Here is a 24,564-nt window from a genome sequence, read left to right as displayed (position 1 = left end):
TGTTATGAGCGTCGTAATTTTGTCCTAAACAGACAATGTTATTATTATACCATTTATGAGAGTTCCCGCAAATCGAAATATGAATATAAATTTCATAAGTTAAGATAAATTTTTATATCCACAAATTATTCCCTTTTCCCGCCAACTATTTATTAACCCCATACTGCTGAAAACGTGTATAATAAATAAAGATTTGGAGGTAGCATTATGTTTAAAGGACAAAAAATTACGCCGGAGCACAATAAAGTATATCGCTACGAAACCGGCGAACGACATAAATACTTAGGGCATTTCTACACCCTCTCTGTTATGCAGACAACCGCAGAGCCCAGCGTACGTATACAGGGCGAAAATATGATTATGGAGGTTATCGATCCGGGCAACCGCAAGCAAAAAGAGCTGGCACTGGATATGTGGTACCGCGAACAGGCCCGCGAGGTTTTTGTGCCCATTCTGGCCGAAGCCATTGTAAAGGCAGCGAAATACTGCCTTCAGATGCCGCAGCTCAGAATCTACCGCATGCTGGACCGATGGGGTTCCTGTTCTCCCAAAAGCAAAATTCTGATCTTAAATCTGGAACTCATCAAGGTTCCTGTTCCTTGTATCGAGTATATTGCATTGCATGAGATGATTCATTTTAAATATCCCAGTCATGACTTTGGCTTTAACTCTGCCCTCGGCAATCTGATGCCGGACTGGAAGCAGCGTGAAGACTTTTTGAATACCTATTATCCGATTTAAGATGACCGCTTTTGCGGTCTTTTTTATTGCTTAAGATTTTTTTAAGATTTATTAAAAATCACTTCATTTCGACCACTTTGGCACTTTATCGGGTCAGCACAAATTATTTCAACAAATGCACTTTTTTACATTCATCTTGAAAGAATTATTTTTAAATTAAATTCCATTTTAATTGCTAAAAAGACCTGTAAAAATGGCATTTTTGCAAGTTTTCAAATTTTCTTTTCATGCATTTTATGTATACAGTATTTTTAAATTAAAGTGAATTTTAAGGTTTATTTTTGATTTGAAAAGTGCTACACTGTAGGCACAGGAAGCCGAAAGGAAGTATTATTATGAGTACCAAGGAAAAATCAGAAAAAAAATCTGTTATTAGTAGAGACGTTTTAGCGGCAATGTTTAATACCAGTGAGTTTAAGCAGTATTCCCATGACTGTCGTCAGGAAGTTGTGGAATCCCTCGAAGGGCACGAATTTAAAACGTTGCTTGACCTTGACTGCGGCGGCGGAAAAATGCTTGAGCAGCTTTTTGAAACCTTTCCGGACATGGAAGCCTGCGGCTTCGACTATTCTCTGGACCGTCTGAATGGCGCAAAAGAACGTCTGGAAGGCAAAAATGTATCTTTCAAATTTGGGAACGCACAGTGTCTCCCTTATGAAGATAATCAGTTTGACGTTGTGGTCAGCACCTCAACTTTTCACCACTACCCCTACCCAGACAATGTTTTAAAGGAAGTACACCGGGTACTTAAACCAAAGGGAATCCTGGTTATCTGTGACACCTATCTTGGTGCTACACTGCGCTATCTCAACAATTTCTGTAAGCCTATCAATGAAGTTACAGAAATCCGCATGTATTCTGAAAAAGAAATCTGGCAAATGCTTGGCGGAGCTGGCTTTAACGGTATCACCTGGCGCCGTCTCAATAAACACGCTTACCTGGCTAAAGCTGTTGCTTCCGGAATTCCACTCATTGCTTAAACAGATTTTAATTAATACTGAGTTAATATATACCCCTTCGGGTCTGCCGAAGGGGTTTCTATTTATTTATTCTGCCTATAATAAAGAGACTGACTCTTATGGCAGTTTCACGCACTTCCTAGTCATCCATTGACCCTCTAAAGTTTATCTGATATAATTTAAAAGTTGGACTTATTTAAAAAGAAAACTTTTGCAAAGGAGGTATGTATTGTGCAAAAAAGAGAAACCTTCTCATCTCGCTTGGGCTTTCTGCTGATTTCGGCAGGCTGTGCCATCGGCTTGGGAAATGTCTGGCGCTTTCCATATATTGTTGGAAAATACGGCGGCGCTGCTTTTGTTTTACTGTATTTATTGTTTTTAATCATCATGGGGCTGCCGATCATGGTCATGGAATTTTCTGTCGGCCGTGCCAGCCAGAAAAGTATTGCCCGTTCTTTTGATGAATTAGAACCAAAGGGGACAAAATGGCATCTATACAGCTTTTTTGGTATCGCGGGAAATTATCTGCTGATGATGTTTTACACCACCATTGCCGGTTGGCTGCTGCTTTACTTCATTAAAATGGCCAAGGGCGATTTTGTCGGCTTAAACGCCGATGGTGTTTCTGCAGAATTCGGGAACCTGATGGGGCAGCCTGTCCTGATGACCGTTTTTATGATTATCGTAGTACTGATCTGTATGGGGGTTTGCTCCCGAGGGCTTCAAAACGGGGTTGAAAAGATCACAAAGGTTATGATGATTTGCCTGTTGGCAGTCATGATCATTCTGGTTGGACGTGCGGTCACACTGGAAGGAGGGGCAGAAGGCCTGAAATTTTATCTGATGCCGGATTTCAATAATCTGATGTATGACGCTCAGGGAAATATGATTTTAGGTGAAGCGATTTTTGCGGCTATGGGCCAGGCGTTTTTTACCCTGTCCCTTGGAATCGGCGCATTGGCAATATTTGGAAGCTATATCGGAAAAGACCACACACTGGGCGGCGAAGCCCTCCGTGTCACACTGCTTGATACGGCTGTCGCCATTATGTCCGGGTTGATTATTTTTCCAGCCTGTTTTGCTTTTAACGTTGCGCCTAACGAAGGCCCTGCCCTTATTTTTGTGACACTTCCCAACATTTTTAACGAAATGCCCATGGGCCAGGTCTGGGGTGCTCTGTTCTTTGTGTTCATGAGCTTTGCCGCACTGTCAACCGTTATCGCTGTGTTTGAAAACATTATTTCATTCGCCATTGACCGCTGGGGTTTTAGCCGAAAAAAATCCGTTTTGATTAACCTGGTTGCCATTATCCTTTTGTCCATGCCTTGTATTCTGGGCTTTAATGTACTTTCAGGCTTTCAGCCGCTGGGCCAGGGTACCGGTATTCTCGATCTTGAGGACTTTATCGTCAGTAATAATCTTCTGCCGCTGGGCTCTCTTATTTATCTGCTGTTCTGTGTATCTAAGAAAGGCTGGGGCTGGGACGCTTTTATTAATGAGGCCAATACCGGCAACGGCTTAAAATTTCCAAAAGGTATCCGTTTTTATGTAACTTGGATTTTACCTTTTGTCATTCTCTTTATCTTTATTATGGGTTACCTAAATAAATTTGGCGTTGCACTGTAAAAAACAAGACCACTCTTTATCACAAGAGAGTGGTCTTTTATTTGATTAGTTGGATTTTTGATCCATCCATTTTTCCAACACTTCAAGCAGACGATCCATTTCGATGGGTTTTGCCACATGGTCATTCATACCGACACTTCTTGCTTTTGCGGCGTCTGAAGTGAATGCATTGGCTGTCAATGCAATAATTGGAATGGTCTTTGCATCCTTACGTTTTAAATGACGGATTGCCAGGGTCGCTTCATAACCGTTCATAACCGGCATTTGAATGTCCATTAATATGGCACTGTAATCCTCCGGCGCTGACTTCTCAAAAGTCTCCACTGCTTCCTCCCCATTGGTAACAGCATTAACCTCTATACCGTACATTTTAAGCAGCTCCACAGCAATCTCACGATTAATCTCATTGTCCTCTGCCAGAAGTACTTTCTTCCCATAAATTTCATCTGTAAAAACCGTATCTTTTTCATGGTTTTTGCGTCTGCCGCCATCTCCAGATTCAGACGGTCCAGCCAATGTGTCATGGTAAGTTTCATCCTTCACACACACTTCAAAGGGAACAGACACAGTAAATATACTTCCCTTTCCCTTAACGCTTTCCACACTGACCGTACCATTCATCATGCGGACTATATTTTCTGTAATCGCCATTCCAAGGCCAGTCCCCTGCATCTTACTGATCTGGTGATCCTCAGCCCGAGCAAAAGGATCAAATACCTGGGGTAAAAACCCTTCAGATATCCCAATGCCGTTATCAGTACAGACAAACTCATACTGGCTTTTTTTAGGATTTGGTGAGTATTGTTCACTGATTTTCAGTGATATCTTCCCACCTTCGGGCGTATACTTGATGGCATTGGAAAGGAGATTCATCAAAACCTGCCGCAAGCGGTCGCCATCTGCAATGATATTTTCATGCTTAACATTTTCAAGGCTGATCTCAAAATGCTGTTTTTTTTCATTAACCAGAGGCCGGCACATATCTGCTACTATATCGGTAAGTCCTTGTAAATTAATGGGCTCTAATGTCATGTTAACTTTGCCACTTTCAATTTTTGACATATCCAGTACTTCATTAATCAGGCTGAGCAGATGCTGGCTCGATGAACTGATTTTATTCAGGCAGTCTCGGATCTTGTCTGGAGCATCAAGATTCGCCTGCGCAATTTCCGTCATCCCCATAACCGCATTCATTGGCGTCCGGATGTCATGAGACATAGCTGAAAGAAAATTAGTCTTTGCCGCATTGGCCACCCTTGCTGTCTGATAGGCTTCATTCAATACCCTGCGCTGTATCTCCTGTTCCTCCCGTTCCTTTGTAATGTCAATGCCAACACTGTAAAAGGACTCAATGCCATCCCAACTTTCTTCGCCGCTGACATAACTGTAGGTCATTGTAAGAATTTTAATTTTCCCATCATGGGTTATAACCCGCCCTTCAACAGCCGTAGACATACCGCTTTCTTTCGAATTGTTCATGATTCTGGCCGCACGCCCAATATCATCTGGATGTACATAATTGCACGGGAGTGCATCTCATCTTCAAACTGCTCCTTCGTATAGCCGATCAATTCCAAAAAATTACCGCCATACCATAAGACGGTTCGCATATCTCGGGCGTCTACCCGGGCGAACCCTCCTGGAATAGTTCTCAGAATGGCTTCCCGCTCCCGTTCTTTTTTCTCGAGCTTATACTCTGTACTAAAATTATCATGAGATAGCTCGAGACGGCATCTGCGCCCCTCCCAATCAACAATCCGATCCTTGAGCATAAATTTACGCCCTAAAGACGGATTATAAAAATCCCATTCATAAAATTCATCTTCCGTCAGATAGGCATTAGTACAAAATGGACAGGGACTGGTCCTGCACTGTATAACCTCGTAACATTTACGTCCAATCACTTTCTCATTCGGAGCCCCAAGTGTCTCATAGGAAGTCTTATTAATATACAACAGCTCATAAGTCTCCATATCCGCAATATATGCATTGCCGGCATATTCATCCAGCATCCATCTAAAATACCCGGCTTTTTTCTCTAACAACCGATTTTCTTCCATTATTCGGTGATACTCATCAGGTGATAACAACACTTCAGCACTTGTAGCTTCTTCAGTTTTCTGATCCTTCATAAGTTTTCCTCTCCCTTTTCCTTGTACATCTATACTATCGAAATCAGCGTTTTACGCTGCACTATTTTACAAACGCATGATCATATTATATCATATTTTCAAGATAAGACCCAGAGAGGCAATAATTTTATTCACAAAGCCGCACTGCGTTGACACACGTTCTAAAACGTGCTAAAATTAAAATAACTAAATAAATATTCAATTTCAAGGTGCTTATACACGTAAGAGAATAGGGAAACCGGTGAAAATCCGGTACGAACCCATCACTGTAAGCAGAGACAACGCCCATCAGGCCACTGAAAATATTCGGGAAGGCGGGCCGCGGAGGATCTGTAAGTCAGGAGACCTGCCTTGAAAGCTGTTTTGCCTGGGGTATCGCGTAAAAACAGTACCGTTGATCACTGGTTAAATGGGAACCGGTCAGCAAATGCTGACCGGTTCTTTTTTAATACTTTTCATTAATTTAAAAGGAGACAAAGAGATGAAAAAATCACTAAAAACCAACCTTTTGAGCCTGACACTTTCCTTACTCCTGGCAGCTTCCCTGCTTGGCGGCTGTACCCAAAGCAGCACAGACAACGCCTCAAAGACAAACAGCAGCAGCACCGGTTTCCCGGTAACCGTAACAAACTACGACGGTACTGAGCTGACTATCAGTCAAAAGCCCGAACGCATTGCTTCTCTGACCCTGGGTATGGATGAAATGTTATTGGAAATGGCGGATGAAAGCCGCGTTGTTGGCCTCTCCGGCAAAAATGCTGACAATGAGGCTGTGTCCAACGTTGCAGACAAAGCCTCTAAATTCCCAAAAATCGAAAACAACATCGAAACTCTTTTAGCTGCCAAACCCGATCTGGTCATTGGCTCAAGCTGGATCAAAGATGAATTTTTGCAGCAGCTCAAGGATAACAACATCCCCTACTATGGCTATAAAACACCTGTTACTGTTGAAGAACAGGAAGCTATTATCCTGGACCTCTCCAAGGTGCTCGGCGAGAGCGATAAAGGCCAGTCCATTGTAGATGACATGAACAAACGCATGGATGAAGTTATCCGCAAATCTGAAACGTCAAAGGATAAAGATGTAAAGGTCATGGCCTACAACATGCATGGCAGTACCAATGCCAACAATACCATTTTTAACGACATTGTTCAAAAAATAGGGGCTGTCAATGTTTCTGCCGATGCTGGACTGGACGGCGTTGCCAAAATTTCCAAGGAAAAAATCATTGAGCTGAACCCACAGGTACTGATCCTTATGGCCTGGGAACAGGACGATCTTCAGGAATTCCAAGCCTTCGCCGATTCTCTGAAAACTGACGAAAGCTTAAAAAATGTAGATGCCATCAAAAATGGTCGCGTGTATACTGCCTCCAATCGCTATATGACTTCAGTCTCGCACCATATCATCGAGGGCATTGAATTCATGGGAGCGTCCGTATATCCTGATGTTTTCTAAAAGCAGAAAGACCTTATATGGACTTCTCATCCTTTTCCTCACAACAGCTTTTATCCTTTCCGTTGCCCTCGGCGCTGTCAGGGTCCCCATTGGAGAATCTATCCGGATTCTCATCAATGGCATAACACAGCATTCCTTTTTTGAAGTGGATAAAAGTTATGAAAGCATCATTTTCAGCGTTCGCCTTCCCCGGGTTATCATCGCAATCCTGGTGGGGGCTGCGCTGGCCATCTCCGGAACAGCCATTCAGAGCCTGTTCCGGAATCCTATGGCCGATCCTGGCGTTATCGGAATATCCAGCGGCGCAAGCTTCGGCGCCATTGTCGTCATCGCTTTGGGACTCAGCTCTGTCAGCCTTTATTTTACACCGATTTTTGCTTCTCTCGGAGCCCTTTTAATCGCCTATGTAATCTATCGACTTTCCTGCCGGGATCGGAGTGTATCCATGCTGACGATGATTCTGTCCGGCATGGCGGTCAGCACCTTTATTCGTGGAATGATCGCCTTTATCCTGACAGGACTAAACAATGACCAAATGAAAGATTACATGTTCTGGTCTGTTGGCAGCCTGGCGGACAGGCGTTGGGAACATGTTTTTTTAATCATTGTTCCTATTCTTCTCGGCATGATCCTCTTATGCCTGCGCGCTTCGGATTTGAACATCCTGTTGCTGGGCGATGAGGAAGCCCATTCTGTCGGTCTGAATCCTGGAAAAAGCCGAAAAATTATTTTGTTTTTATCCGCTCTTACCACAGCCATGGCTGTTTCAGTCAGCGGAAGCATCAGCTTTGTAGGACTTATTGTCCCTCATATGATGCGTTTACTGGTAGGCGCAGATAACCGGGTTCTGCTTCCTGTCAGCGCCTTTGCTGGCGCCATTTTCCTATTACTCAGTGATTTACTGGCCCGACTCATCTTTGCGCCTTCCGAAATCAGCGTCGGAGTCGTTACTTCCATATTAGGTGCTCCGTATTTTCTGTATTTGCTGAATAAAAGCCGAAAGGATGGAATCGCACTGTGAATTTATCATTATCCGTCAAGGACCTGTGCTTCAGCATTGGTCAACGTGAAATTCTGCACGATATTAATCTGGATTTTTTCAGCGGCGAATTTGTAGGGCTTATCGGCCCTAATGGTTCAGGAAAAAGCACCTTTCTCAAATGCCTTAATGGGATCAATACCTTTGAAGGACAGGTGCTGGTAAACGGCCAGTCTCTACATACCTTTGAAAGCAAGGCACTGGCCCGTGAAATCTCCCTGATGAATCAGGAAACCAGCATTACTTTTCCCTTCAGCTGCCGCGATGTGGTGTTAATGGGGCGATATCCTTACAGTAAAACTGCGCTGACAACACCGGAAAAGGATGCTGCAGCCGCGGACCAGTACATGAAAAAGATCGGGATCAACCATCTCCGAGACCAAAAAATCAATGCAATTTCCGGTGGTGAACGACAGCGGGTTCTTCTGGCAAAGCTTCTGGCACAGGAAACCGGCATCCTTCTGTTGGATGAGCCTATTTCCAGCTTGGACATTAAATATCAGGAAGAAACCTTTGGTCTGTTACGGGAGTTAAGTCAAAACGGAAAGCTAGTCATCTGCTCGGTTCATGACCTGCACATTGCCATTAAGTACTGCACCCGACTAGTATTATTGCACCATGGGCAAGTCATGGCCTCAGGAGACTGTACCGCCGTTATACGGCCAGCGTTTATTCACGAAGCCTTTGAAGTCAATATTCAAACTTATACAAACCCTGTCAACGGTACCCTTGATTTTTTAATTGACGAAAATTAGGGATTAAGCGAGAGATCTGTATCCAAAACACCGCTTTAGGACGTACCACACGCAAAGAGCCGGAAGTTCCTGTTTGAACTTCCGGCTTTCAAAGCTTTTCGTTTTCTCATTTTTCTGTTCTCAACGAATAAAATTGGTGTATACTGTTTCCTCTCTTAGAGGCACTCCATACTGCTCCTTTCCAAGGGCGATACATTTTATGAGAAACGCCATATTTTCAGCCAAAGTTCTCATGATCTGCAGGCCTTCCAGGTCTTCAGCCGCTTCGTCTGCATTTCTGCCGTGCAGGCTGTTCCAATACTGTCCCGATGCCACTGGCATCCCGCTGATGGTAAAATACTTATTTAATTCGTCAAAGGTTGCTGACAGGCCGCCGCGCCGGGCGGTGACAACACTCGCACCCACCTTCATGGTTTTATCAAAGGGCGTACTGTAAAAGAGACGATCCAGAAGCGCAATCATCGTCGCATTGGCTGATGCGTAATAGACCGGGCTGGAAACGACCAATCCATCCGCTTTTTCAAATTTTGGGGCAATTTCGTTTACCAGATCATCAAAGGTGCATTTGTCATGCTCCTTGCAGTAATTGCAGGCAATACAGCCTCTGATCGCTTTATTCCCCACCTGGATCAGTTCTGTTTCAATCCCATTCTTTTCAAATACTCCATCCATTACCTCCAGGGCCGTATAACCTGCGCCGCTTGGGTGAGGGCTGCCGTTAAGCAATAACACGTTCATTTAACTAGCCTCCTTGTTTTTAAGAACTTCCCAGTCCTTGATTCTTCTTACTTTAGTATAAAACAATACCCGCTGTGCAGCAAATAGATTTCAAAAAATCTTTCTTAATCAGGTCATATCATCCCGAAGAGCGTCTATAATATTTTCTTTTTTTATACTTCGGGTCGCATACAGCATGGTGATGAATACCAAAAAGAACACGCCGAGTACGCTGATAATGAGACTGGCCCAGGGGAATATAAAACCGATCTCTGCGCCGCCAGCAGCCATGCCCTTATAAATCAGCCATGAGAGCAATACCGCTATCGGTACGCCAAACAGCAATGTCTTCATGCCGAAAAAGGCACACTCAAAATTCATCATTTTATTGAAATCGCGGTCAGACATTCCCACGGAACGCAGCATGGCAAATTCCCGTCTGCGAAGCTTGATATTTGTGGAGATCGTATTGAACACATTGGCTGTGGCAATCAGCGAAATCATAAAGACAAAAACATAGGTAAATACATCCACAACAAATACGATATTGCGGTTTTGCTCGAATATTTCGTTCGCATTGTAGAGGCTATAATTCGAGGTAACCCCTTCACTCTGGATAATTGTTTTCATCTCAGCCACCGACTGTGCTGAGTTTTCCGACCGAAAGGTCAGGCCCGTTACAGCGTCACTTCCAGGCGCAAAATCACTTTTTAACTGATAGGGAGCGACAATCATAAAGGTGGCAGTCTTTACCTTAGAGGATTGTCTTGGGATTCCGTCAACTGGTATCGTATCGACAATGGTCAGGCTCACAGCCTTGCCCGGCCCTTCCGCCGCCCCGTCATCTGATCCAGGTACGACAGTGAAATCCATGGATGAGCGGTCAAACATATTGTACAGCGAGCTCTTTCCCGCTTGTTCGCTGCTGCCCTTTGCTTTGGCAACAGCGGTCATTTTCGCGTTCTGTCCGGTGTATTCCTCTGCGGGTAAACCCAGGTCTTTGATAAAATCCAGATAAACGCTGTCCTCAACAAACTGGATATCCAGTGGCAGATCGACCATTTCCTCCGGAGAAGTCAGGCCTAGAGATTCACGATAGCGCTCCGAAAAATCGCTGGCCTTGGCCTCGCATGAATAGGTTGATACTGCCTGGTATGAGCTTTCATAGACACCGTCCACCGTTTTCAATTTGTCATAAAGCTGGAACAGCTCGCTTTCATCCATATTCTGTGTGGTAAAACAGATGTCATAGTCTGAATCGACGACAGACTGCTTGGCAGCTTGTTTGAGGCTTTCTCCAAAGGCATTCGCTGACACAAACAGCACCACGCTCAGGGTAAGAGACAGCACAATACTGCGATAGCGCTTTTTATTTCTCTTGAAGTTTTTCAGGGCAAGCATTCCCTCTAAACCGTAAGCACGCTGCGCGAAATCGGATGTTTTCACAGACTTAGATTCAATCCGGACCTCGTTTGTTTGGCGTATACTCTCCAAAACAGGTCTTTTTGCGGCCTTTCGCGCCGGAATATAAGCCGAAATCAAAATCGTGATCATACTGATCACCGCAGAGGCAATAAGGGCTGGTACAGATATCGTTAGGGTCAAAGGCACATCGGTCGAGAGAATATTTTTAAAATTGCCAGCGATAAGGGCAATCACAAGGGTGATGCTGCCGATACCAACAGCCAGACCGATGGGTATCCCAACCGCACCGATACAGACCCCCTCGAACAATACAGAATTCCGCAGCTGTTTTGATGTGGCTCCCACAGATGCCAGTATCCCAAACTGGCGTGTACGCTCATTAAGCGAAATATTAAAGGCGTTATAGATCAGAAAAACCGAGCCAAGCATGATCAGAACAACCAGAATACTGCCAACGGAATACAATAATGTGTTGAACAGCGTATCATCCGAAAGTCCCATAAAACGCAGCACATAATCATTAAAAATGGTGCTGTAGCCCCCGGCTTTATCCTTTGCGTAACTCTGAACCTCCCGCGGATTATCAAGGGTGACAAAGATGTTAAAGCGATCCGCCTGATCGGCAGAGTCCGATGCCGTGATCAGGGTATATCCTGGCGCTGCGGCTTCCTCAAAACTGGGCCTTTCACAGATTCCGACAACCGTGTAGGTTTTCTCAACTTTTGGCTCAAGTATTTCTTCACCTTCTATCGCGCCCTCTGCATTGTAAGGGATGTGCTGCGTGAGCTTTCCGTTTCCGCCCACGCGGTCTCCGATTGAAAGGGAAATAGTATCTCCCACAGCATAGTTGACGCCGCCATTTGCCGAGAGGTGTGCGGGGATAAGAACCTCGCTGCTGTTCTGCGGCAGCCTGCCGGAAATCATGTTAACAGGCAGATCTTCAAAGGCTTTTTCGTTAAATCCTGTTACAAAGAGATACGGCTTATCTGGATTTTTCCCATCATTGAGCGCTGCGTAGCCAATATTTTCAATGGTCGCAGTGTTTTTGACCCCTTTGTCATGGCTTCGCTCCTGTACAAATGCAGAGTCCACATCCAGAAACTCGACATGCCAGCTGCCATATTTCACTGCCGAACTGTTTACCAGATAGTTTTGCAGAGAAACAGCAAAAGTAGCAACCGCCGTGATCATAGCGGCTGATAAAACCACTCCGATAATCGTTACGATCGTCCGTGTACGGCTCTTTTTCAGGCTTTGCAGGGTGACTTTGTTAAAAATGTTCATGGCCGCACCCTTTCATCCCGCACTACCTTGCCGTCAGATATGCCAATAATGCGGTCCGCCTGAAGGGCGATATTTTCATCATGGGTGACGAGGATAAGGGTCTGCCCATATTTTTTATTGCTCAGCTTTAACAGATTGACAATTTCATGGCCATTCCGGCTGTCCAGACTGCCTGTGGGTTCATCGGCCAGCATGACCGCCGGGGCGTTCATCAGAGCGCGGCCAATGGAAACACGCTGCTGCTGGCCGCCTGAGAGCTGATTGGGCAAATGCGTCTGGCGGTCTTTCAGGCCAAGCAGTGACAACAGGTTGTTCAATCTTTTCTGGTTGACCTTCCGCTTGTCCATCAAAACCGGCAGAGTGATGTTCTCCACCACATTGAGCGTGGGAATAAGGTTGTGAAACTGATAAATGAGCCCGACCTGCCGCCTGCGGAAGATCGCCAGCTTATCATTGCTCTGGGCATATACATCCTGTCCGTCCAAGAATACCTTTCCGCTGGTGGGCACGTCCACACCGCCAATCATATGAAGCAGAGTGGATTTTCCTGAACCGGACGACCCGATAATCGCGGTGAAATCCCCCTTTTCGATTGTAAGTGAAACATGGTCGAGGGCAGTAACCTGGTTTTCTTCTGTCCCATAGACCTTGCATAAATTTTCAATTCTTAACAGCTCCATTATGTGAGCCTCCTCTCTCTTGGTATACCCATATAATAAAGCTTCTCTCTAACATCCCGGTGACTTTCAGGTGAGAGATCTGTCACTTTGGGAAGCGAAGGGTAAAGGCCGCACCGCCCTGGGGTCGGTTTCTGGCTGTGATGGACCCTCCCTGCCCTGTTATAATCATCTTACAGAGTGCCAGACCAATGCCGTAGCCCGACGCGTTTGTGCTTTTTCCCCGGTAAAACCGGTCGAACAGGCACGGTATATCCTCTTTTTTAAAGCCTGGGCCGCTGTCATAGATGGCGATCTCGGTAAACAGCGGATTATCGGTACATACAATCTCAATGCTCCCATTTTCACCTACGCTCTCCATACAATTTTTGAGAATGTTTTGAATGGCCTCTGAAAGCCAGCCGGAATCCCCTTGAATCCTCGCTCCCTTCGGCACATCAAGCTGTACTCTGACAGCGTGCAGCTCCATCGGGATTTGAAGCGGGCGCAGCGCAGTGTATATCAGACTTTCTGCATCAATCAGCTCGCTCTGGAATACCACGACGCCCGCATCCAGACGGGATAATTTTAAAAGGGATGTGAGCAGCCAGTCCATACGCATGAGCAGTTCTTCAGCCTCACGCACAAAGGTCTTCCGTTCATTTTCATCAGTGCTGTTCGAAAGCAGGGACAGAAGAAGGTTCACGGATGTGAGGGGTGTGCGGAGCTGATGGGCAATATCTGCCAGCGAATCGGCCAAATGTGTTTTTTCCCTTTTCAGCGCATCGTTTTGCTCTCGAATGCGCAGTGTCATTTTTTTTACCTCGCTGTACAAAATGGAGAGCTCACCCTCATCCAATTCGTCAATATCCAGATGGTCGAAATTGTGAAGCACAAGATCAATTTGATCAGAAATTTTCGCAATGCTTCTGTACCGGGCTCTGGTATGCGTGTAAAAGGCAATGCCAAAGGCGGCGGCGGACATAAGCACCAGTACTCCGGCCGCACGGCTGATAGCAAATCCCAGCGCGGTAAAAGCAGCGGCCATCATTAAAAACAGAACCGCAAACCGCTTAAATTCTCTATTCCGGAGCATGGCCGTCACCCAGACGATAGCCTGTCCCACGGACAGTCCGAATAATTTTCGGTTTTGCAGGATCATCCTCTATCTTTTCCCGCAGCCGTTTGATATAGACGGTTAAGGTATTGTCATTGACAAACTCGCCCGCCGCATCCCACAGCTCATCCAACAGCCGGTCTCTTGTGATAATGTTTTTAGGGTTGCTCACAAACATCAATAGCAGCCGGTATTCCAAAGCTGAAAGAAAAACCTCGCTACCATTTTTCTTCACCACACCGCTCGCTGTATCGACCTGGAGCCCGCACACTTCAAAAGCTGATACAGAACGTCCGCTTTTTCGCAGAGCGGTCCCGATCCGCGCAATCAGTTCACGGGGGCGGAAGGGCTTTGTAATATAGTCATCCGCACCCATATTCAGTCCGGTAACAACACTCGCCTCATCGCCAGAGGCTGTCAGAAAAATGACGGGAATATCCTGAATTTCTTTGACCTCTGTGCAAACGGTAAAGCCATTCCCGTCAGGCAGGGATATGTCAATAAGTGCCAGATCAAATTGATTGGCAGCGAGCATATCTGAGGCTTTCCTCCGGGTGGCAGCATGGGTGACGTTAAACCCTTCCGACTTGAGTAAAAGCATCAGATTTCTCGCGATGGCCTGATCGTCCTCAACCAAAAATATGCGTTTCATCTATTTTCATTCTCCTTTGCTGCTTCTTTTGTCATAACCTTATTCTATTATACGACATCTCTCTGTAGCCCTATTGTATTTCTTTTGAATAAAACATGCAAGATGGACAGAACATTTCTCACAAAAAGCAAAAATGGCTGCGATAATAAAATTCGCAATACAGCTTCAATCACGAACACCTATTCTCATCTTCCTGCACGGCTTTATTTTTAAATAAGCATACATATTAAATCAAATTCAGCCCTTGACAATTCCTGGATATCGTTATAATATATCATTATTAAAACTTATGTTCGTTTATAGATAAACAAAAGTTCTCTCTCGGTATTGTATTAAACGCCTGTATCTTTGAAATGATGTTGTAAGAAAGGTCTATGATGATGAATGCTTCTTCAAAAAATACTCCGCTTTACAGCTCAGGAAAGCTTGATTCCACTTATCTCTGCATTGATTTAAAGTCATTTTATGCGTCGGTAGAGTGTGTCGAACGCGGTCTTGACCCTATCACAAGCAATCTTGTTGTCGCTGACGTCACCCGCACTCAGAAAACCATCTGCCTGGCGGTTTCCCCCGCCCTGAAAGCCTACGGTATTCCCGGACGTCCCAGACTTTTTGAAGTTGAGCAAAAACTGAAAGCTGTCCGTCTGCGAACGGGAAAGGATGTTGCCTATATTGCCGCGACTCCCAGAATGCAGCTTTATATTGATTACAGCGCCCGAATATATGAGATATACCTTAAATATGTTTCGGAAGAGGATATCCATGTATACAGCATTGATGAAGTTTTTATGGATGTAACCCACTATCTTTCAGTCAACCAAAATAAGGACGGACAACCTATGACGGCGCGTGCGCTGGCAAAGATGATCATTCAGGACATTTGGACAACCACAGGCATCACGGCCACTGCCGGTATTGGAACCAACCTTTATCTGGCCAAGATTGCCATGGATATTGTCGCCAAGCATGTAAAGGCGGATGCGGACGGCGCTCGTATTGCCGAGCTGGATGAAATGAGCTATCGAAAGCTTCTGTGGAACCACCGCCCAATCACGGATTTCTGGCGCGTGGGCCGGGGAATCGCCAGAAGGCTTGAGAAAAACGGGATGGTTACAATGGGTGACGTGGCCAGAATGAGCTTGCAGAGAGGCGCTGATAACCGATATGGCGAAAACCTGCTTTATAATGAGTTTGGTATCGACGCGGAATTGCTCATTGACCACGCCTGGGGAATTGAGCCCTGCACCATGGCCGATATCAAAAACTATAAACCCAGCAACCACTCCCTCTCCTCAGGCCAGGTGCTCCCACACGCTTATGATTCTGTACAGGGAAGACTGATCGTCCAGGAAATGGTGGATTTACTGGTGTACGATCTGATCGAAAAGGGGTTGTCTACATCCAGCATAACTCTGCATATCGGTTATGACAAGGATGGGCTGAACGATCGCCGCTACAGCGGCGGCATTCACATTGACCATTTTGGCCGCGCAGTGCCGAAACCGGCGCACGGGACAGAAAAACTGACCGATGCAGGCGGCCGCCCGGTTTACAGCAACTCGGCAAAAAAAATCCTGCATGCCGCCCTGGCACTCTATGATCGGATCATTGACAAGGAGCTTATGCTGCGTAGGGTATCTCTGACTTTCAATGATGTCGAAGGGACTGCGGACCGAAACATAGTATACCGGCAGCTCAGCCTGTTTGAAGAGGATTTCCTGGAAGAAGAAGCGGAAAAACAAGAGCAAAAGATACAGCAGACGCTGCTCAAAATAAAGCGGAGATATGGAAACAACGCTATTTTCAAAGGTATGAACCTTCAGGATGGCGCAACGACCTTGGTGCGCAACAATCAAATTGGCGGCCATAAGGCGTAAAAGGAGGCTTTACTTCATGAGTAACTACGATGATATCATGGATCAAATCCGTCCAGTTTCCGACTGGCGGTCTCACATGTCCAACGCAGACCGGGCAAAACAGTTCAGCCCTTTTGCCGCGCTTAAGGGTTATGAGGAAGCGCTCAAGCTAAAACAGATAAGCTATGAAAAAAGAATCGAATTGACAGAATACGTTCAAAACATACTTGACCGTAAGCTCCATATCCTGGCTAAGCGGCTGTCTGAGGGACAAAAGATCAATATTACTGTCAGATATTTTGTGGCAAAAACAAAATCAAAGGAAACTAATGAACCGCTCGGTTCTTATGCCGAGGTCACCGGCAATATTGAAAAAATCACCCCAGTGGCTCAGACCCTTCAGGTATCCGGAAAAACGCTCTTCATTGGTGATGTTGTGGACATCCAGGTGCCTTCTTCTTTTTAAATATACACGTTTTGGCCAAATACTTTAATAAAAATATTGGTGGGAAGGCTGTTCAAAAAGTTTGCATCCCAAGGGTTTTTGTCGTGCCTTTCCATTGCGCTCAAGCTGCAGAACACTTGAATATGACCGGACAATAAACTCAAAATCGTGTGAAACCACAAAAATTATAGCGCCCATACCAGACCGCCTTTGAATCAGTCGGCTAACCCGAACCATTGAGTCATAATCGAGTCCACTTGTATGTTCATCGAAACAGATCAGCGGACTGCCCTTCGGAATTGCCGCCGCAATGGTTACCCGCTGTTTCTGGCCTCCGGATAACGCGGCAGCGGAAAATCAACACTGGCCAAACTGCTTGTCCATTTTTATGATGTGTGTGACGGTGCCATAAAAAGTGGTGGCCAGGATATTCGCAATATGAGCAAAGACAGCGTATTTCAATCGCGCGCTGTATCTTAAAAGACGCCCCGATTGTTATTTTTGATGAGGCGACGGCCAATGTGGACACTAATAATGAAAGGTATATTCAAGAAGCTATTTCAGAATTGTGCAAAGGTAAAACACTGCTTGTCATCGCTCACCGTCTGAATACCATTCAAAACCCGGATGAGGTTCTTGTTATCGCGGAGGGCCGGATCGCACAATCCGGCACCCACAATACACTGATACACAAAGAAGGGATTTACAAAAATTTTGTAAACGCCAGAGAACAAACGCAGGTCTGGAATTAACTCTTAGTGGAATATTATTCTACTTCATGTTTTTCGGATATGGTTCTGACAATAAAGATAAAATAAATTAAATGTGCTGCCCAGACAACAGCCAAAATAATCCTGCCTATGGGCACACGTCCCATTAAGGCAAACCCAATCGCCATAAGGATGGTTACCGGAATAATAATACCGAGCTTTGTTTTCACGGTCATGCCTTCTTTTTTGACATAGGTTGCCAGATGATTTTTGTAAAGTTTTGTGTTCATAAACCAGCGATGGAGCTTTTCTGAACTTTTTGCAAAACAAAACATTGCCAGCAGCAGAAAAGGGACTGTCGGCAGAATCGGGAGTACAACACCGACAGCTCCAAGTCCCATGGCTAAAAAGCCAACGCCCATCCACAGATACTTTATTGGATTTTTCATGATTCACCTCCTGTTTTTCATCATACGGTCAATACAAATTTCTGTCCTTCTACCTGTGTCACCTCAAGGCTTATCCCATACAGCTCTTTGAGACTTTCAGTCGTGATAACCTCATCTGGGCTTCCTTCGACTGTGATGCAGCCGTTTTGAAGCCCAATAATGTTGTCGGAAAAATAGATGGCCTGATTAATATCATGGAGCACCATCACAATGGTCATACCAAATTCATCGTTTAGTTTTTTTACTAACTCAAGTATTTCAATCTGGTAACGGATATCCAGATAAGTAGTGGGTTCATCTAAAAAAAGAATTTTTGTATTTTGAGCCAGCGCCATCGCAATCCAAACCCGCTGACGTTGGCCGCCAGACAGGCGGCTGACTTCCCGATCACGGTAAGCCTGGAGATTTGTAACTTCCAATGCCCATTCAATCATTTGTTCGTCCCGGTCACTTCTCCCCTGCATCATTTTCATATGGGGAATCCTGCCGTAGGACACCAGCCGTTCAACCGTAATATCATCATTGGCTGTGTTATACTGATGGACAATAGATACCCGCCGGGCAAAATCCTTTAGGCCCAGATGGTAAATATTCTTACCATAAAGAAATATTTTGCCCCGCCGAGGATCTAAGTTTTTTGTCATCAGTGAAAACAAAGTGGATTTACCACAACCATTGGCGCCCATTAGTGTAGTGATTTTTCCTTCCTCAATTTTAAAAGAAATCCCCCGAAGCACAACATTGCGACCGTAGGCAAAAACCAAATTTCGGACCTCCATGGCTGTTTTTTTCTCATTCACCGCATCTCCTCGTATAAATAAGGTTTCTTTGTTGGTTTCCTTAAGCGTTCGCATACTTTTTTGACCTCCTGAGAAGAATGATGAAGAATGGCCCGCCAATAACACTCATGATAATGGACGCTGAGACCTCATAAGGCGCTGCGATTGTTCTTCCGATTGTATCAGCCAGTAAAAAAGTAAAAGCGCCAAAAAGCATTGAAAATGGAATGAGTGCTTTATGGTCACTCCCAACCAAAATTCTGCCGATGTGCGGTACAATCAATCCTAGAAAACTGATAACTCCCGCTACTGCCGTAGAAATACTGGCTAGCAGCACCGCAATGAGTGAAATCATGATGCGCATTGCATTAACATTTACACCCAGGCTTCGAGCCGTTTTATCTTCGAGTGTCAACAAATTACATTTTCCCGAAAAAATAATGGAGAGAAGCAGGCCGATCAAAGCATAGGGAACCAGCGTCCCGACATCATCCCAGGTTTTCATGGTGATGTTTCCATTGACAATGGCTGCAACACCCGACATATCACCGCCGTTCATAGCATTTAAACCGCTTGAAAGGCCGGAAAACATAGCGTTGACCGCAACCCCGACCAGAATGATCCGCAAGGGGCTCAGACCGCCTTTCCATGAAAGGCTGTACACTAAAAAGAACGCGATTACGCCCCCCAAAAATGCGATAAACGGGGTAAAGAAAAACAAAGCCGGTGCAAAAGCCGTTACCAGCACTGCGGCAAAGCTTGCACCACTGGAAATACCAATAATACCAGGATCCGCTAGAGGATTCTTGAGCACAGCCTGAAAAAGCACACCAGAAACAGCAATAGCCGCTCCCGCAAGCATTGAAATAATGATCCTCGGAAAGCGCAAATCAAAAATAGTCACAACATCATCATTACGTTCAATAAATAACCCACTTAACAGCTGCCCAAAGCTTACTTTTAGACTGCCAATATTGATGGCCGCGAAAAAAAGGGCTAAAAGCAATATTGCCATGACTATAAAGGAAAGCACACTTTTCAACGCTTTCCGCCGGCACCGGCTCATATCTAATTTATGGTGATCTTCCTGTTGGATGTTTTCTGCGGGAAGCACCATCTGTTCATTACTTTTCATTTTACTGACCTCCCTCAGCTTCTTTTATAAGATTTGGATCGGTATTATCTGTTGCATTGGAATTTTCAGCTGCTTTCGCCGCATTGTCACTGTTCTCTTTTGCCTTTGCGGCATCGTCGTCACTTTCTGGATAAAGCATTGGCTGTAATGTATTTAGAGCGTCTGGATAAGCAAAGGTAGCGCTCATGCCAAACTGGCTATAAGGCAGATCATAAACCCGTCCTTCCTGTACCGCTTTAAAGTGCTTCCAGATATCATTGGTTTCAAAATCCTGTTTGAACATTTCCACCACCTGATCCGGTAGTGCGTGTGCGGCCCGAAGGATAATATCCGGCTCTTTAGTTTTCATATCCTCAGTATTGACGGTTAAAAATTCCTGATTACTTCCGGCATAAACATTTTCTCCCCCGGCCAATTCTACTAAGCTTCCAACATATGAATTCTCTGTTGCAATAATATAACTGCCTGGAAGCCCCATCAAAATCAAGACTTTTGGTTTTTCCTTATCTTTATTTTTATCTTTATAGTCATTATAGAAGCTTGTGAATTCATCCACGAGCTTCTGAGCTTCCTCTTGACGTCCAAAGATATCACCGAGCTCCTGAATAGATCGGTACATTCCCTGGACACTACGAAGGTTTAAAAATGCCCAATCGGTGTTGACTGCCTCATATTTTGGCTGTAAATCACTCTGAAGCGATGCAGGGCTTAAAATCCAATCCGGATCTAATGATGAAATCACCTCCATATCTGGACTCATGGCGGTTCCAACAGTCGTTACATCCTTATACCGGTCTGGTATCTTTGAGATTGCACTGCTGCACACCCCCACCAGATCAAGGCCTAAACGGTCGCAGATGTCGGCGGTTGCCGGAGACGTGGCTACCAGACGGGGTTCACTGTTCATTCCAGCTACTTTTTTTTTCGCAGACTCTACCGCGGCTTTCTCCTGTGGGTCGCTGATTTCCAGCATGGTTTTAACGTCGCCTTGTATTCCTGTATCTTTCGACTCCCCGCCTCCACTTTGATCCACACAGCCAGTCATACTTAACAGCATCAGGACAATCAGGAAAAAACTCAGAAAATACTTAGTCATTTTAACGAATTTGCCATTCATCATCGTCACTATATCCTCCACCGCTCCATCGATACCAGTTTTTACGGAACAAATAGACAATTCCAGCACCTGCTCCCAGGAAGATCAAACCTGAAATAGTAATGGCCGTAAAAAGTACGACGATTTTTTTCTCCGAAGCGCCCCAAAAACCGCTTTCTTCCTCTGTCTCTTCTTCTGTGGAAAGCCCCAGACCTTTTTCCTTATTGAGGCTGGTTTCTCCTTCACTTTCCTGCCCCTGTTGTGCGGTGGGCTGAGCGGCCTGAGTAATACTGCTTTGAAGCTGCGCTGCATTTCCAGCGGTATTACCGGCAGCGTTACTCTGCAACGCACCAGCGCCTGAACTCAACGACCCGCCTGCCGCCGACTGACCGGAGGATGCATTCCCTGGTGCGGCTGCGCCTGACGAAGTTACCATCGTTGCATTCATGTCTGTATTGTTGCCAGCTGCATAGTCGCTGGGGTACAGGTAAAAAACCACATCCCGTCCCATTGGCGTAACATACATGGACCCACGGACAACGCAGTTTTCACTGGGAACCTGAATACAAATATCCGCGGTTGACCCATTATTGTCAGATCCATTACCTGTAACACCCATGGACGGAGAGGACCAGCCGGAATCGCCGACATTTTGAACCATGAAGCTGTGATTAGATGTGTAGTCCATCAGGCTCATACGGATGGTCAGATAATATTCCCCGCTGTCTGTTACTTCTAAAATCCCGCTGGTATAAACAGCACCATCGACCATCCCCTGTCCTGTTGCGTAGGATGCCTCGCCCCCTGAATCCTCAATGGCACCTGTGACTGGATGCGCATAACAGGGATGAATAACAGCCGTATAAACCGTTCCGCTAGCGGCATTCACAGGCAATGCTTTGATACCCGTACCTAATATGGTAAATATAAGTACCAGGATGCCTGTCAGAAATTTCGTTAAACGCTTTGGCTTTTTCATATATTTTCCTTTCTGAAGACACAGCATTATTTACTGTCCAATTCTTTTCTTTTTTTGGCAATAAAGCCAACAGCACCTGCCAAAGCGGTCACACATAAAGTGGCGGCAGTGGCCATCCCCTGTTGACCTGGAATTCCGGTGGCTGCATTTTTTCCTGCGGCTGTGTTTTTATTTAGGTTTGATCCCGATCCGCTTAAACCGCTACTCAGCGAACTGCTTTTTCCCAGCGAATTGCTTTTGAGCGTATTGCCAATGCCTGTATCCGTTTTGTTGCCTGATCCTTCTGTTTCTCCAGGCGTACTGGTATCGGTGAATCCAAGATCATCAGCCGTTGCTTTTTTAAGACTGTTCCAATCCAAATGTAAAAAGACAGATTGCGTTCCGGTTCCTGCAGAAATATTTTCCATAATCGGCACAAACACTTGGAGTGGTACATAGCCATCTTCTCTGGCTTCAGAAATCATTTCAAAGCTGATAATATCCGGATAGTTCGTTCCGAATGTGTCTGAAATAAGGGTACCGTCTTCATTTGTCTGGTAAGATTCAGCCGTGACATCTGCCAGTTCGCCAATGGGATTTCCGTATTGATCCATGCTGTATCCTGTTTTATAGTATTTTAGCGCTCCGAGATATCCAAATTGGCTGCTGATTTTCAGCCCTTTAAAATCCATGGATAGCGTATATTTTCCATCCTCTACGGTCAGCTTTAACGTATGGTTAATAGCCTCGTTGGACATAGATGGTGTCACCTTATCCACTTTCTGCATATCTCCTGTTACTGCATAGATGCCATCAGCCAAATGGTTGATATCCAGTGGCCTTTCCACGAGATTGCTTAGGGCTGACTCCAGCGCAGTTACCTGTTCATTGACCTGTTCCTGTGTGGCGGCCGCACTGTCATAAATACCTTTGGCGCTCTTAATGGTTTCTTTAAGCGCATTGTAGGTGTCATCGGTGTACTGAGAGCCCTCGATGGCTTCCGCTTCCGCTATTTTTTCTGCCAATTTGGCTTTATCTGCCTCTTTAACAGCCAAGCCGGAGATGGCTGCCCGAATCAGCTCAATCTGTTTTTCAACCTCTGCCTCTGTTGCATCGGGATTATCGTACATATTTTCCGCACTTACAATGGCCGCTTGCAGCGCCTGATAAGACGTTTCGGAGTAATCATCCCTTCCGATAGCCCTGGCAGATGTAATCTGGGCTGAAAGAATGCTTTTATCGACAACAACTGCTTTTGGCATGGCGTCAATGGCGCTTTGAAGCGCGATTACCGTTGCGTCCACTGCTTTTTGGTCTACATTCATATTCATATTAACCGATTTTGCAGAGGCGATGGCTTGGGTTAGCACTTGATAAACAGTGTCAGAGGCGGCTCCCTGAGTTTGCTGCTCTGCCTGGTTAATCAAATCCGTTAAAGCCGTTTTATCTGTTTTGGTGCCCCTGGTCTGGGAAAGTGTATCCCAATCCAGCTGCAGCCGCGCGAGTTGCGTCCCACTCCCGGCAGAAACGCTTTCCATGACAGGGACATAGACCTGCACCCATATTTCTTCATCATTCAAATCAACCGGCATACTCACATACTCTGGATAAAGCACTCCTTTAATGTTTTTATCCGTTCCTTTATTGGGGTCATTGAAAGAATCATAAAAATCATACTGGCTTTCAACCGTCACAGGCACTGCATCGGATGCATTAGGAACTGTTTCTTTATCCACATTTGGAAAATAACTCAATTTCGCAAGATTTCCGGTCAAATTGCCAATAACTGTCAATGATTGAAATTTTATCCGCAGAGATGTTTTTCCATCTTTTACCGTCAACTCCATGGGTTGTGCCAGCGCGTTATTTCCCATAGAAGGCTGATCCTGAGTTGCGTGCCACATACGTCCTGAAATACTGTAGACACCATCGTAAATTTTCCCATCTTCAGGCTTTTCTACCAATGCAGCGGATGATGTCTCCAAAAGCTTAACTTGCTGATCAATCGTTTCCTGAGTAGCTTCCACATCTGAAGCGACCGCTTCAGCCGAAGCGATAACCGCATTAAAAAAAGCCACGCCAGCGTCAGAAAAGGGACTGGTATCCAGCCCCTCTGCCTGGGTAATTAAATCCTTTAAAATACTTTTGTCTACTGTGTTTGAGCACGCTTGTATCTGCACACTCTCTGCACTGGCATCAGAATAGGTTGCTGACGGCAATTCCCGGGCATTTGCGATACCTGGCAAGGCCATGGTGACAGCAACGGCTGCCGAAACCGTTGTTTTTATTTTTTGGCTTACTTTTTTACTCTTCATAATTCCACCTTTTCATTCTTTTATCAAATTTCTTTTTTGAACTGTGCTTCAAATCTTATGTACAAACCACTTCAAACTGTCCTCCTGATTGTCGGTATTAAGTTTAAGCTAACTATGTTAGTTTATTTTTACCACGGACCTAAAGCTCTGTCAAGTTGCTTGAATTTGCGTTTCAACGCGTTTCGTGCTTAATGAGCACCGCATTAAAAAAACAAAAGACACGATTCCTCTAACTTTTTTATGTGCCTGTAAGGCACCA

The 24,564-nt window shown here is 45.2% G+C and carries 22 protein-coding genes, 1 pseudogene and 1 riboswitch; of the genes and pseudogenes, 9 read left to right on the top strand and 14 right to left on the bottom strand.

The annotated features are described in order from the left end of the window. Nucleotides 1-207: 207 nt before the first annotated feature. The 3 genes from B2M23_RS09720 (at nt 208) to B2M23_RS09710 (ending at nt 3,326) form a co-directional block, all read left to right on the top strand. The gene (locus B2M23_RS09720; RefSeq protein ID WP_038352686.1) at nt 208-741 is read left to right on the top strand and encodes a M48 family metallopeptidase; all 534 of its coding nucleotides are present in this window, start codon (nt 208-210) and stop codon (nt 739-741) included. 335 nt (nt 742-1,076) lie between these two features. Then, nucleotides 1,077-1,721 carry a class I SAM-dependent methyltransferase gene (locus tag B2M23_RS09715; RefSeq protein WP_038352687.1) on the top strand — a complete coding sequence of 215 codons (645 nt, stop codon included), beginning with the start codon at nt 1,077-1,079 and terminating at the stop codon, nt 1,719-1,721. A 210-nt stretch (nt 1,722-1,931) separates the two neighbouring features. Then, a complete protein-coding gene (locus tag B2M23_RS09710; RefSeq protein ID WP_038352688.1) occupies nt 1,932-3,326 on the top strand; it encodes a sodium-dependent transporter in 1,395 nt (464 codons plus the stop codon). 45 nt (nt 3,327-3,371) lie between these two features. Here the strand turns inward: B2M23_RS09710 and B2M23_RS09705 are convergent, their stop codons facing one another. After that, nucleotides 3,372-4,805 (bottom strand): hybrid sensor histidine kinase/response regulator, encoded by a 1,434-nt coding sequence (locus B2M23_RS09705; protein WP_341455944.1) that lies wholly within the window; start codon nt 4,803-4,805, stop codon nt 3,372-3,374. Further along, nucleotides 4,802-5,458 carry a hypothetical protein gene (locus B2M23_RS21750; protein ID WP_341455943.1) on the bottom strand — a complete coding sequence of 219 codons (657 nt, stop codon included), beginning with the start codon at nt 5,456-5,458 and terminating at the stop codon, nt 4,802-4,804. The genes B2M23_RS09705 and B2M23_RS21750 overlap by 4 nt, the downstream gene beginning before the upstream one ends. Nucleotides 5,459-5,648: 190 nt before the next feature. Continuing rightward, a riboswitch (cobalamin riboswitch) is annotated at nt 5,649-5,826 on the top strand. Between the two features lie 113 nt (nt 5,827-5,939). Between B2M23_RS21750 and B2M23_RS09700 the strand changes: the two genes are divergently transcribed. The 3 genes from B2M23_RS09700 to B2M23_RS09690 are packed head-to-tail and all read left to right on the top strand — an operon-like array spanning nt 5,940 to nt 8,711. Further along, complete coding sequence (locus tag B2M23_RS09700) at nt 5,940-6,917, top strand: ABC transporter substrate-binding protein (RefSeq protein WP_038352689.1); 978 nt, start codon at nt 5,940-5,942, stop codon at nt 6,915-6,917. Beyond that, nucleotides 6,907-7,938 (top strand): FecCD family ABC transporter permease, encoded by a 1,032-nt coding sequence (locus B2M23_RS09695; protein WP_038352690.1) that lies wholly within the window; start codon nt 6,907-6,909, stop codon nt 7,936-7,938. The genes B2M23_RS09700 and B2M23_RS09695 overlap by 11 nt, the downstream gene beginning before the upstream one ends. Next, nucleotides 7,935-8,711 carry an ABC transporter ATP-binding protein gene (locus tag B2M23_RS09690; RefSeq protein WP_038352691.1) on the top strand — a complete coding sequence of 259 codons (777 nt, stop codon included), beginning with the start codon at nt 7,935-7,937 and terminating at the stop codon, nt 8,709-8,711. Before B2M23_RS09695 ends, B2M23_RS09690 begins: the two co-directional genes overlap by 4 nt. Nucleotides 8,712-8,831: 120 nt before the next feature. Here the strand turns inward: B2M23_RS09690 and B2M23_RS09685 are convergent, their stop codons facing one another. The 5 genes from B2M23_RS09685 to B2M23_RS09665 all read right to left on the bottom strand — a co-directional run bounded on the left by B2M23_RS09685 (nt 8,832) and on the right by B2M23_RS09665 (nt 14,562). Beyond that, nucleotides 8,832-9,449 carry a flavodoxin family protein gene (locus tag B2M23_RS09685; protein WP_038352692.1) on the bottom strand — a complete coding sequence of 206 codons (618 nt, stop codon included), beginning with the start codon at nt 9,447-9,449 and terminating at the stop codon, nt 8,832-8,834. A gap of 108 nt (nt 9,450-9,557) precedes the next feature. After that, nucleotides 9,558-12,137 carry an ABC transporter permease gene (locus B2M23_RS09680; RefSeq protein ID WP_038352693.1) on the bottom strand — a complete coding sequence of 860 codons (2,580 nt, stop codon included), beginning with the start codon at nt 12,135-12,137 and terminating at the stop codon, nt 9,558-9,560. Further along, nucleotides 12,134-12,817 (bottom strand): ABC transporter ATP-binding protein, encoded by a 684-nt coding sequence (locus B2M23_RS09675; RefSeq protein WP_038352694.1) that lies wholly within the window; start codon nt 12,815-12,817, stop codon nt 12,134-12,136. Before B2M23_RS09675 ends, B2M23_RS09680 begins: the two co-directional genes overlap by 4 nt. Before the next feature lie 82 nt (nt 12,818-12,899). Continuing rightward, nucleotides 12,900-13,889, bottom strand: coding sequence for a sensor histidine kinase (locus B2M23_RS09670; RefSeq protein ID WP_038352695.1), 990 nt, complete (start codon nt 13,887-13,889; stop codon nt 12,900-12,902). Then, entirely contained in the window at nt 13,876-14,562 is a 687-nt protein-coding gene (locus tag B2M23_RS09665; RefSeq protein ID WP_038352696.1) for a response regulator transcription factor, read from the bottom strand. The genes B2M23_RS09670 and B2M23_RS09665 overlap by 14 nt, the downstream gene beginning before the upstream one ends. Nucleotides 14,563-14,939: 377 nt before the next feature. Here B2M23_RS09665 and B2M23_RS09660 point away from each other — a divergent pair, with 377 nt between their 5' ends. Both B2M23_RS09660 and B2M23_RS09655 read left to right on the top strand, forming a co-directional pair. Beyond that, nucleotides 14,940-16,439, top strand: coding sequence for a Y-family DNA polymerase (locus B2M23_RS09660; protein ID WP_242945909.1), 1,500 nt, complete (start codon nt 14,940-14,942; stop codon nt 16,437-16,439). A gap of 16 nt (nt 16,440-16,455) precedes the next feature. Further along, nucleotides 16,456-16,884: a hypothetical protein gene (locus B2M23_RS09655; RefSeq protein ID WP_038352697.1), complete on the top strand. Its 429-nt coding sequence runs from the start codon at nt 16,456-16,458 to the stop codon at nt 16,882-16,884. Nucleotides 16,885-16,908: 24 nt separating this feature from the next. On the opposite strand, the gene B2M23_RS21745 is transcribed toward B2M23_RS09655, so the two are convergent. Then, entirely contained in the window at nt 16,909-17,175 is a 267-nt protein-coding gene (locus B2M23_RS21745) for a P-loop NTPase family protein (RefSeq protein WP_110060266.1), read from the bottom strand. Between the two features lie 131 nt (nt 17,176-17,306). Between B2M23_RS21745 and B2M23_RS09650 the strand changes: the two are divergent. After that, a pseudogene (locus B2M23_RS09650) lies at nt 17,307-17,615 on the top strand (ABC transporter ATP-binding protein); the annotation flags it as partial. 14 nt (nt 17,616-17,629) lie between these two features. Here B2M23_RS09650 and B2M23_RS09645 read toward each other — a convergent pair. The 6 genes from B2M23_RS09645 to B2M23_RS09620 are packed head-to-tail and all read right to left on the bottom strand — an operon-like array spanning nt 17,630 to nt 24,305. Continuing rightward, complete coding sequence (locus tag B2M23_RS09645) at nt 17,630-18,022, bottom strand: YbaN family protein (protein WP_038352699.1); 393 nt, start codon at nt 18,020-18,022, stop codon at nt 17,630-17,632. Nucleotides 18,023-18,042: 20 nt separating this feature from the next. Then, entirely contained in the window at nt 18,043-18,822 is a 780-nt protein-coding gene (locus B2M23_RS09640; RefSeq protein WP_341455942.1) for an ABC transporter ATP-binding protein, read from the bottom strand. 40 nt (nt 18,823-18,862) lie between these two features. After that, on the bottom strand, nt 18,863-19,936 hold the full coding sequence (locus tag B2M23_RS09635; protein ID WP_430735789.1) for a FecCD family ABC transporter permease: 1,074 nt from the start codon (nt 19,934-19,936) through the stop codon (nt 18,863-18,865). A 1-nt stretch (nt 19,937) separates the two neighbouring features. After that, a complete protein-coding gene (isdE, locus tag B2M23_RS09630; protein ID WP_038352700.1) occupies nt 19,938-21,056 on the bottom strand; it encodes a heme ABC transporter substrate-binding protein IsdE in 1,119 nt (372 codons plus the stop codon). Further along, nucleotides 21,034-22,011, bottom strand: coding sequence for a heme-binding Shp domain-containing protein (locus B2M23_RS09625; RefSeq protein ID WP_038353105.1), 978 nt, complete (start codon nt 22,009-22,011; stop codon nt 21,034-21,036). Before B2M23_RS09625 ends, isdE begins: the two co-directional genes overlap by 23 nt. Nucleotides 22,012-22,037: 26 nt before the next feature. Next, nucleotides 22,038-24,305, bottom strand: coding sequence for an NEAT domain-containing protein (locus B2M23_RS09620; RefSeq protein WP_052237294.1), 2,268 nt, complete (start codon nt 24,303-24,305; stop codon nt 22,038-22,040). Nucleotides 24,306-24,564: the final 259 nt, after the last annotated feature.

The sequence above is a fragment of the Eubacterium limosum genome (genome assembly GCF_000807675.2).
Lineage (GTDB): Bacteria > Bacillota > Clostridia > Eubacteriales > Eubacteriaceae > Eubacterium > Eubacterium limosum.
This window is presented reverse-complemented; position numbering and strand designations above follow the sequence as displayed.

Bases quoted from the DNA above. Each gene is read 5' to 3' on its own strand.
- B2M23_RS09700 (WP_038352689.1), top strand. From the start codon at position 5,940: ATGAAAAAATCACTAAAAACCAACCTTTTGAGCCTGACACTTTCCTTA.
- B2M23_RS09675 (WP_038352694.1), bottom strand. From the start codon at position 12,817: ATGGAGCTGTTAAGAATTGAAAATTTATGCAAGGTCTATGGGACAGAA.
- B2M23_RS09655 (WP_038352697.1), top strand. From the start codon at position 16,456: ATGAGTAACTACGATGATATCATGGATCAAATCCGTCCAGTTTCCGAC.
- B2M23_RS09685 (WP_038352692.1), bottom strand. From the start codon at position 9,449: ATGAACGTGTTATTGCTTAACGGCAGCCCTCACCCAAGCGGCGCAGGT.
- B2M23_RS09665 (WP_038352696.1), bottom strand. From the start codon at position 14,562: ATGAAACGCATATTTTTGGTTGAGGACGATCAGGCCATCGCGAGAAAT.
- B2M23_RS21750 (WP_341455943.1), bottom strand. From the start codon at position 5,458: ATGAAGGATCAGAAAACTGAAGAAGCTACAAGTGCTGAAGTGTTGTTA.
- B2M23_RS09645 (WP_038352699.1), bottom strand. From the start codon at position 18,022: ATGAAAAATCCAATAAAGTATCTGTGGATGGGCGTTGGCTTTTTAGCC.
- B2M23_RS09715 (WP_038352687.1), top strand. From the start codon at position 1,077: ATGAGTACCAAGGAAAAATCAGAAAAAAAATCTGTTATTAGTAGAGAC.
- B2M23_RS09705 (WP_341455944.1), bottom strand. From the start codon at position 4,805: ATGAACAATTCGAAAGAAAGCGGTATGTCTACGGCTGTTGAAGGGCGG.
- isdE (WP_038352700.1), bottom strand. From the start codon at position 21,056: ATGATGAATGGCAAATTCGTTAAAATGACTAAGTATTTTCTGAGTTTT.
- B2M23_RS09625 (WP_038353105.1), bottom strand. From the start codon at position 22,011: ATGAAAAAGCCAAAGCGTTTAACGAAATTTCTGACAGGCATCCTGGTA.
- B2M23_RS09695 (WP_038352690.1), top strand. From the start codon at position 6,907: ATGTTTTCTAAAAGCAGAAAGACCTTATATGGACTTCTCATCCTTTTC.
- B2M23_RS09620 (WP_052237294.1), bottom strand. From the start codon at position 24,305: ATGAAGAGTAAAAAAGTAAGCCAAAAAATAAAAACAACGGTTTCGGCA.
- B2M23_RS09635 (WP_430735789.1), bottom strand. From the start codon at position 19,936: ATGAAAAGTAATGAACAGATGGTGCTTCCCGCAGAAAACATCCAACAG.
- B2M23_RS09720 (WP_038352686.1), top strand. From the start codon at position 208: ATGTTTAAAGGACAAAAAATTACGCCGGAGCACAATAAAGTATATCGC.
- B2M23_RS09680 (WP_038352693.1), bottom strand. From the start codon at position 12,137: ATGAACATTTTTAACAAAGTCACCCTGCAAAGCCTGAAAAAGAGCCGT.
- B2M23_RS09670 (WP_038352695.1), bottom strand. From the start codon at position 13,889: ATGCTCCGGAATAGAGAATTTAAGCGGTTTGCGGTTCTGTTTTTAATG.
- B2M23_RS09660 (WP_242945909.1), top strand. From the start codon at position 14,940: ATGATGAATGCTTCTTCAAAAAATACTCCGCTTTACAGCTCAGGAAAG.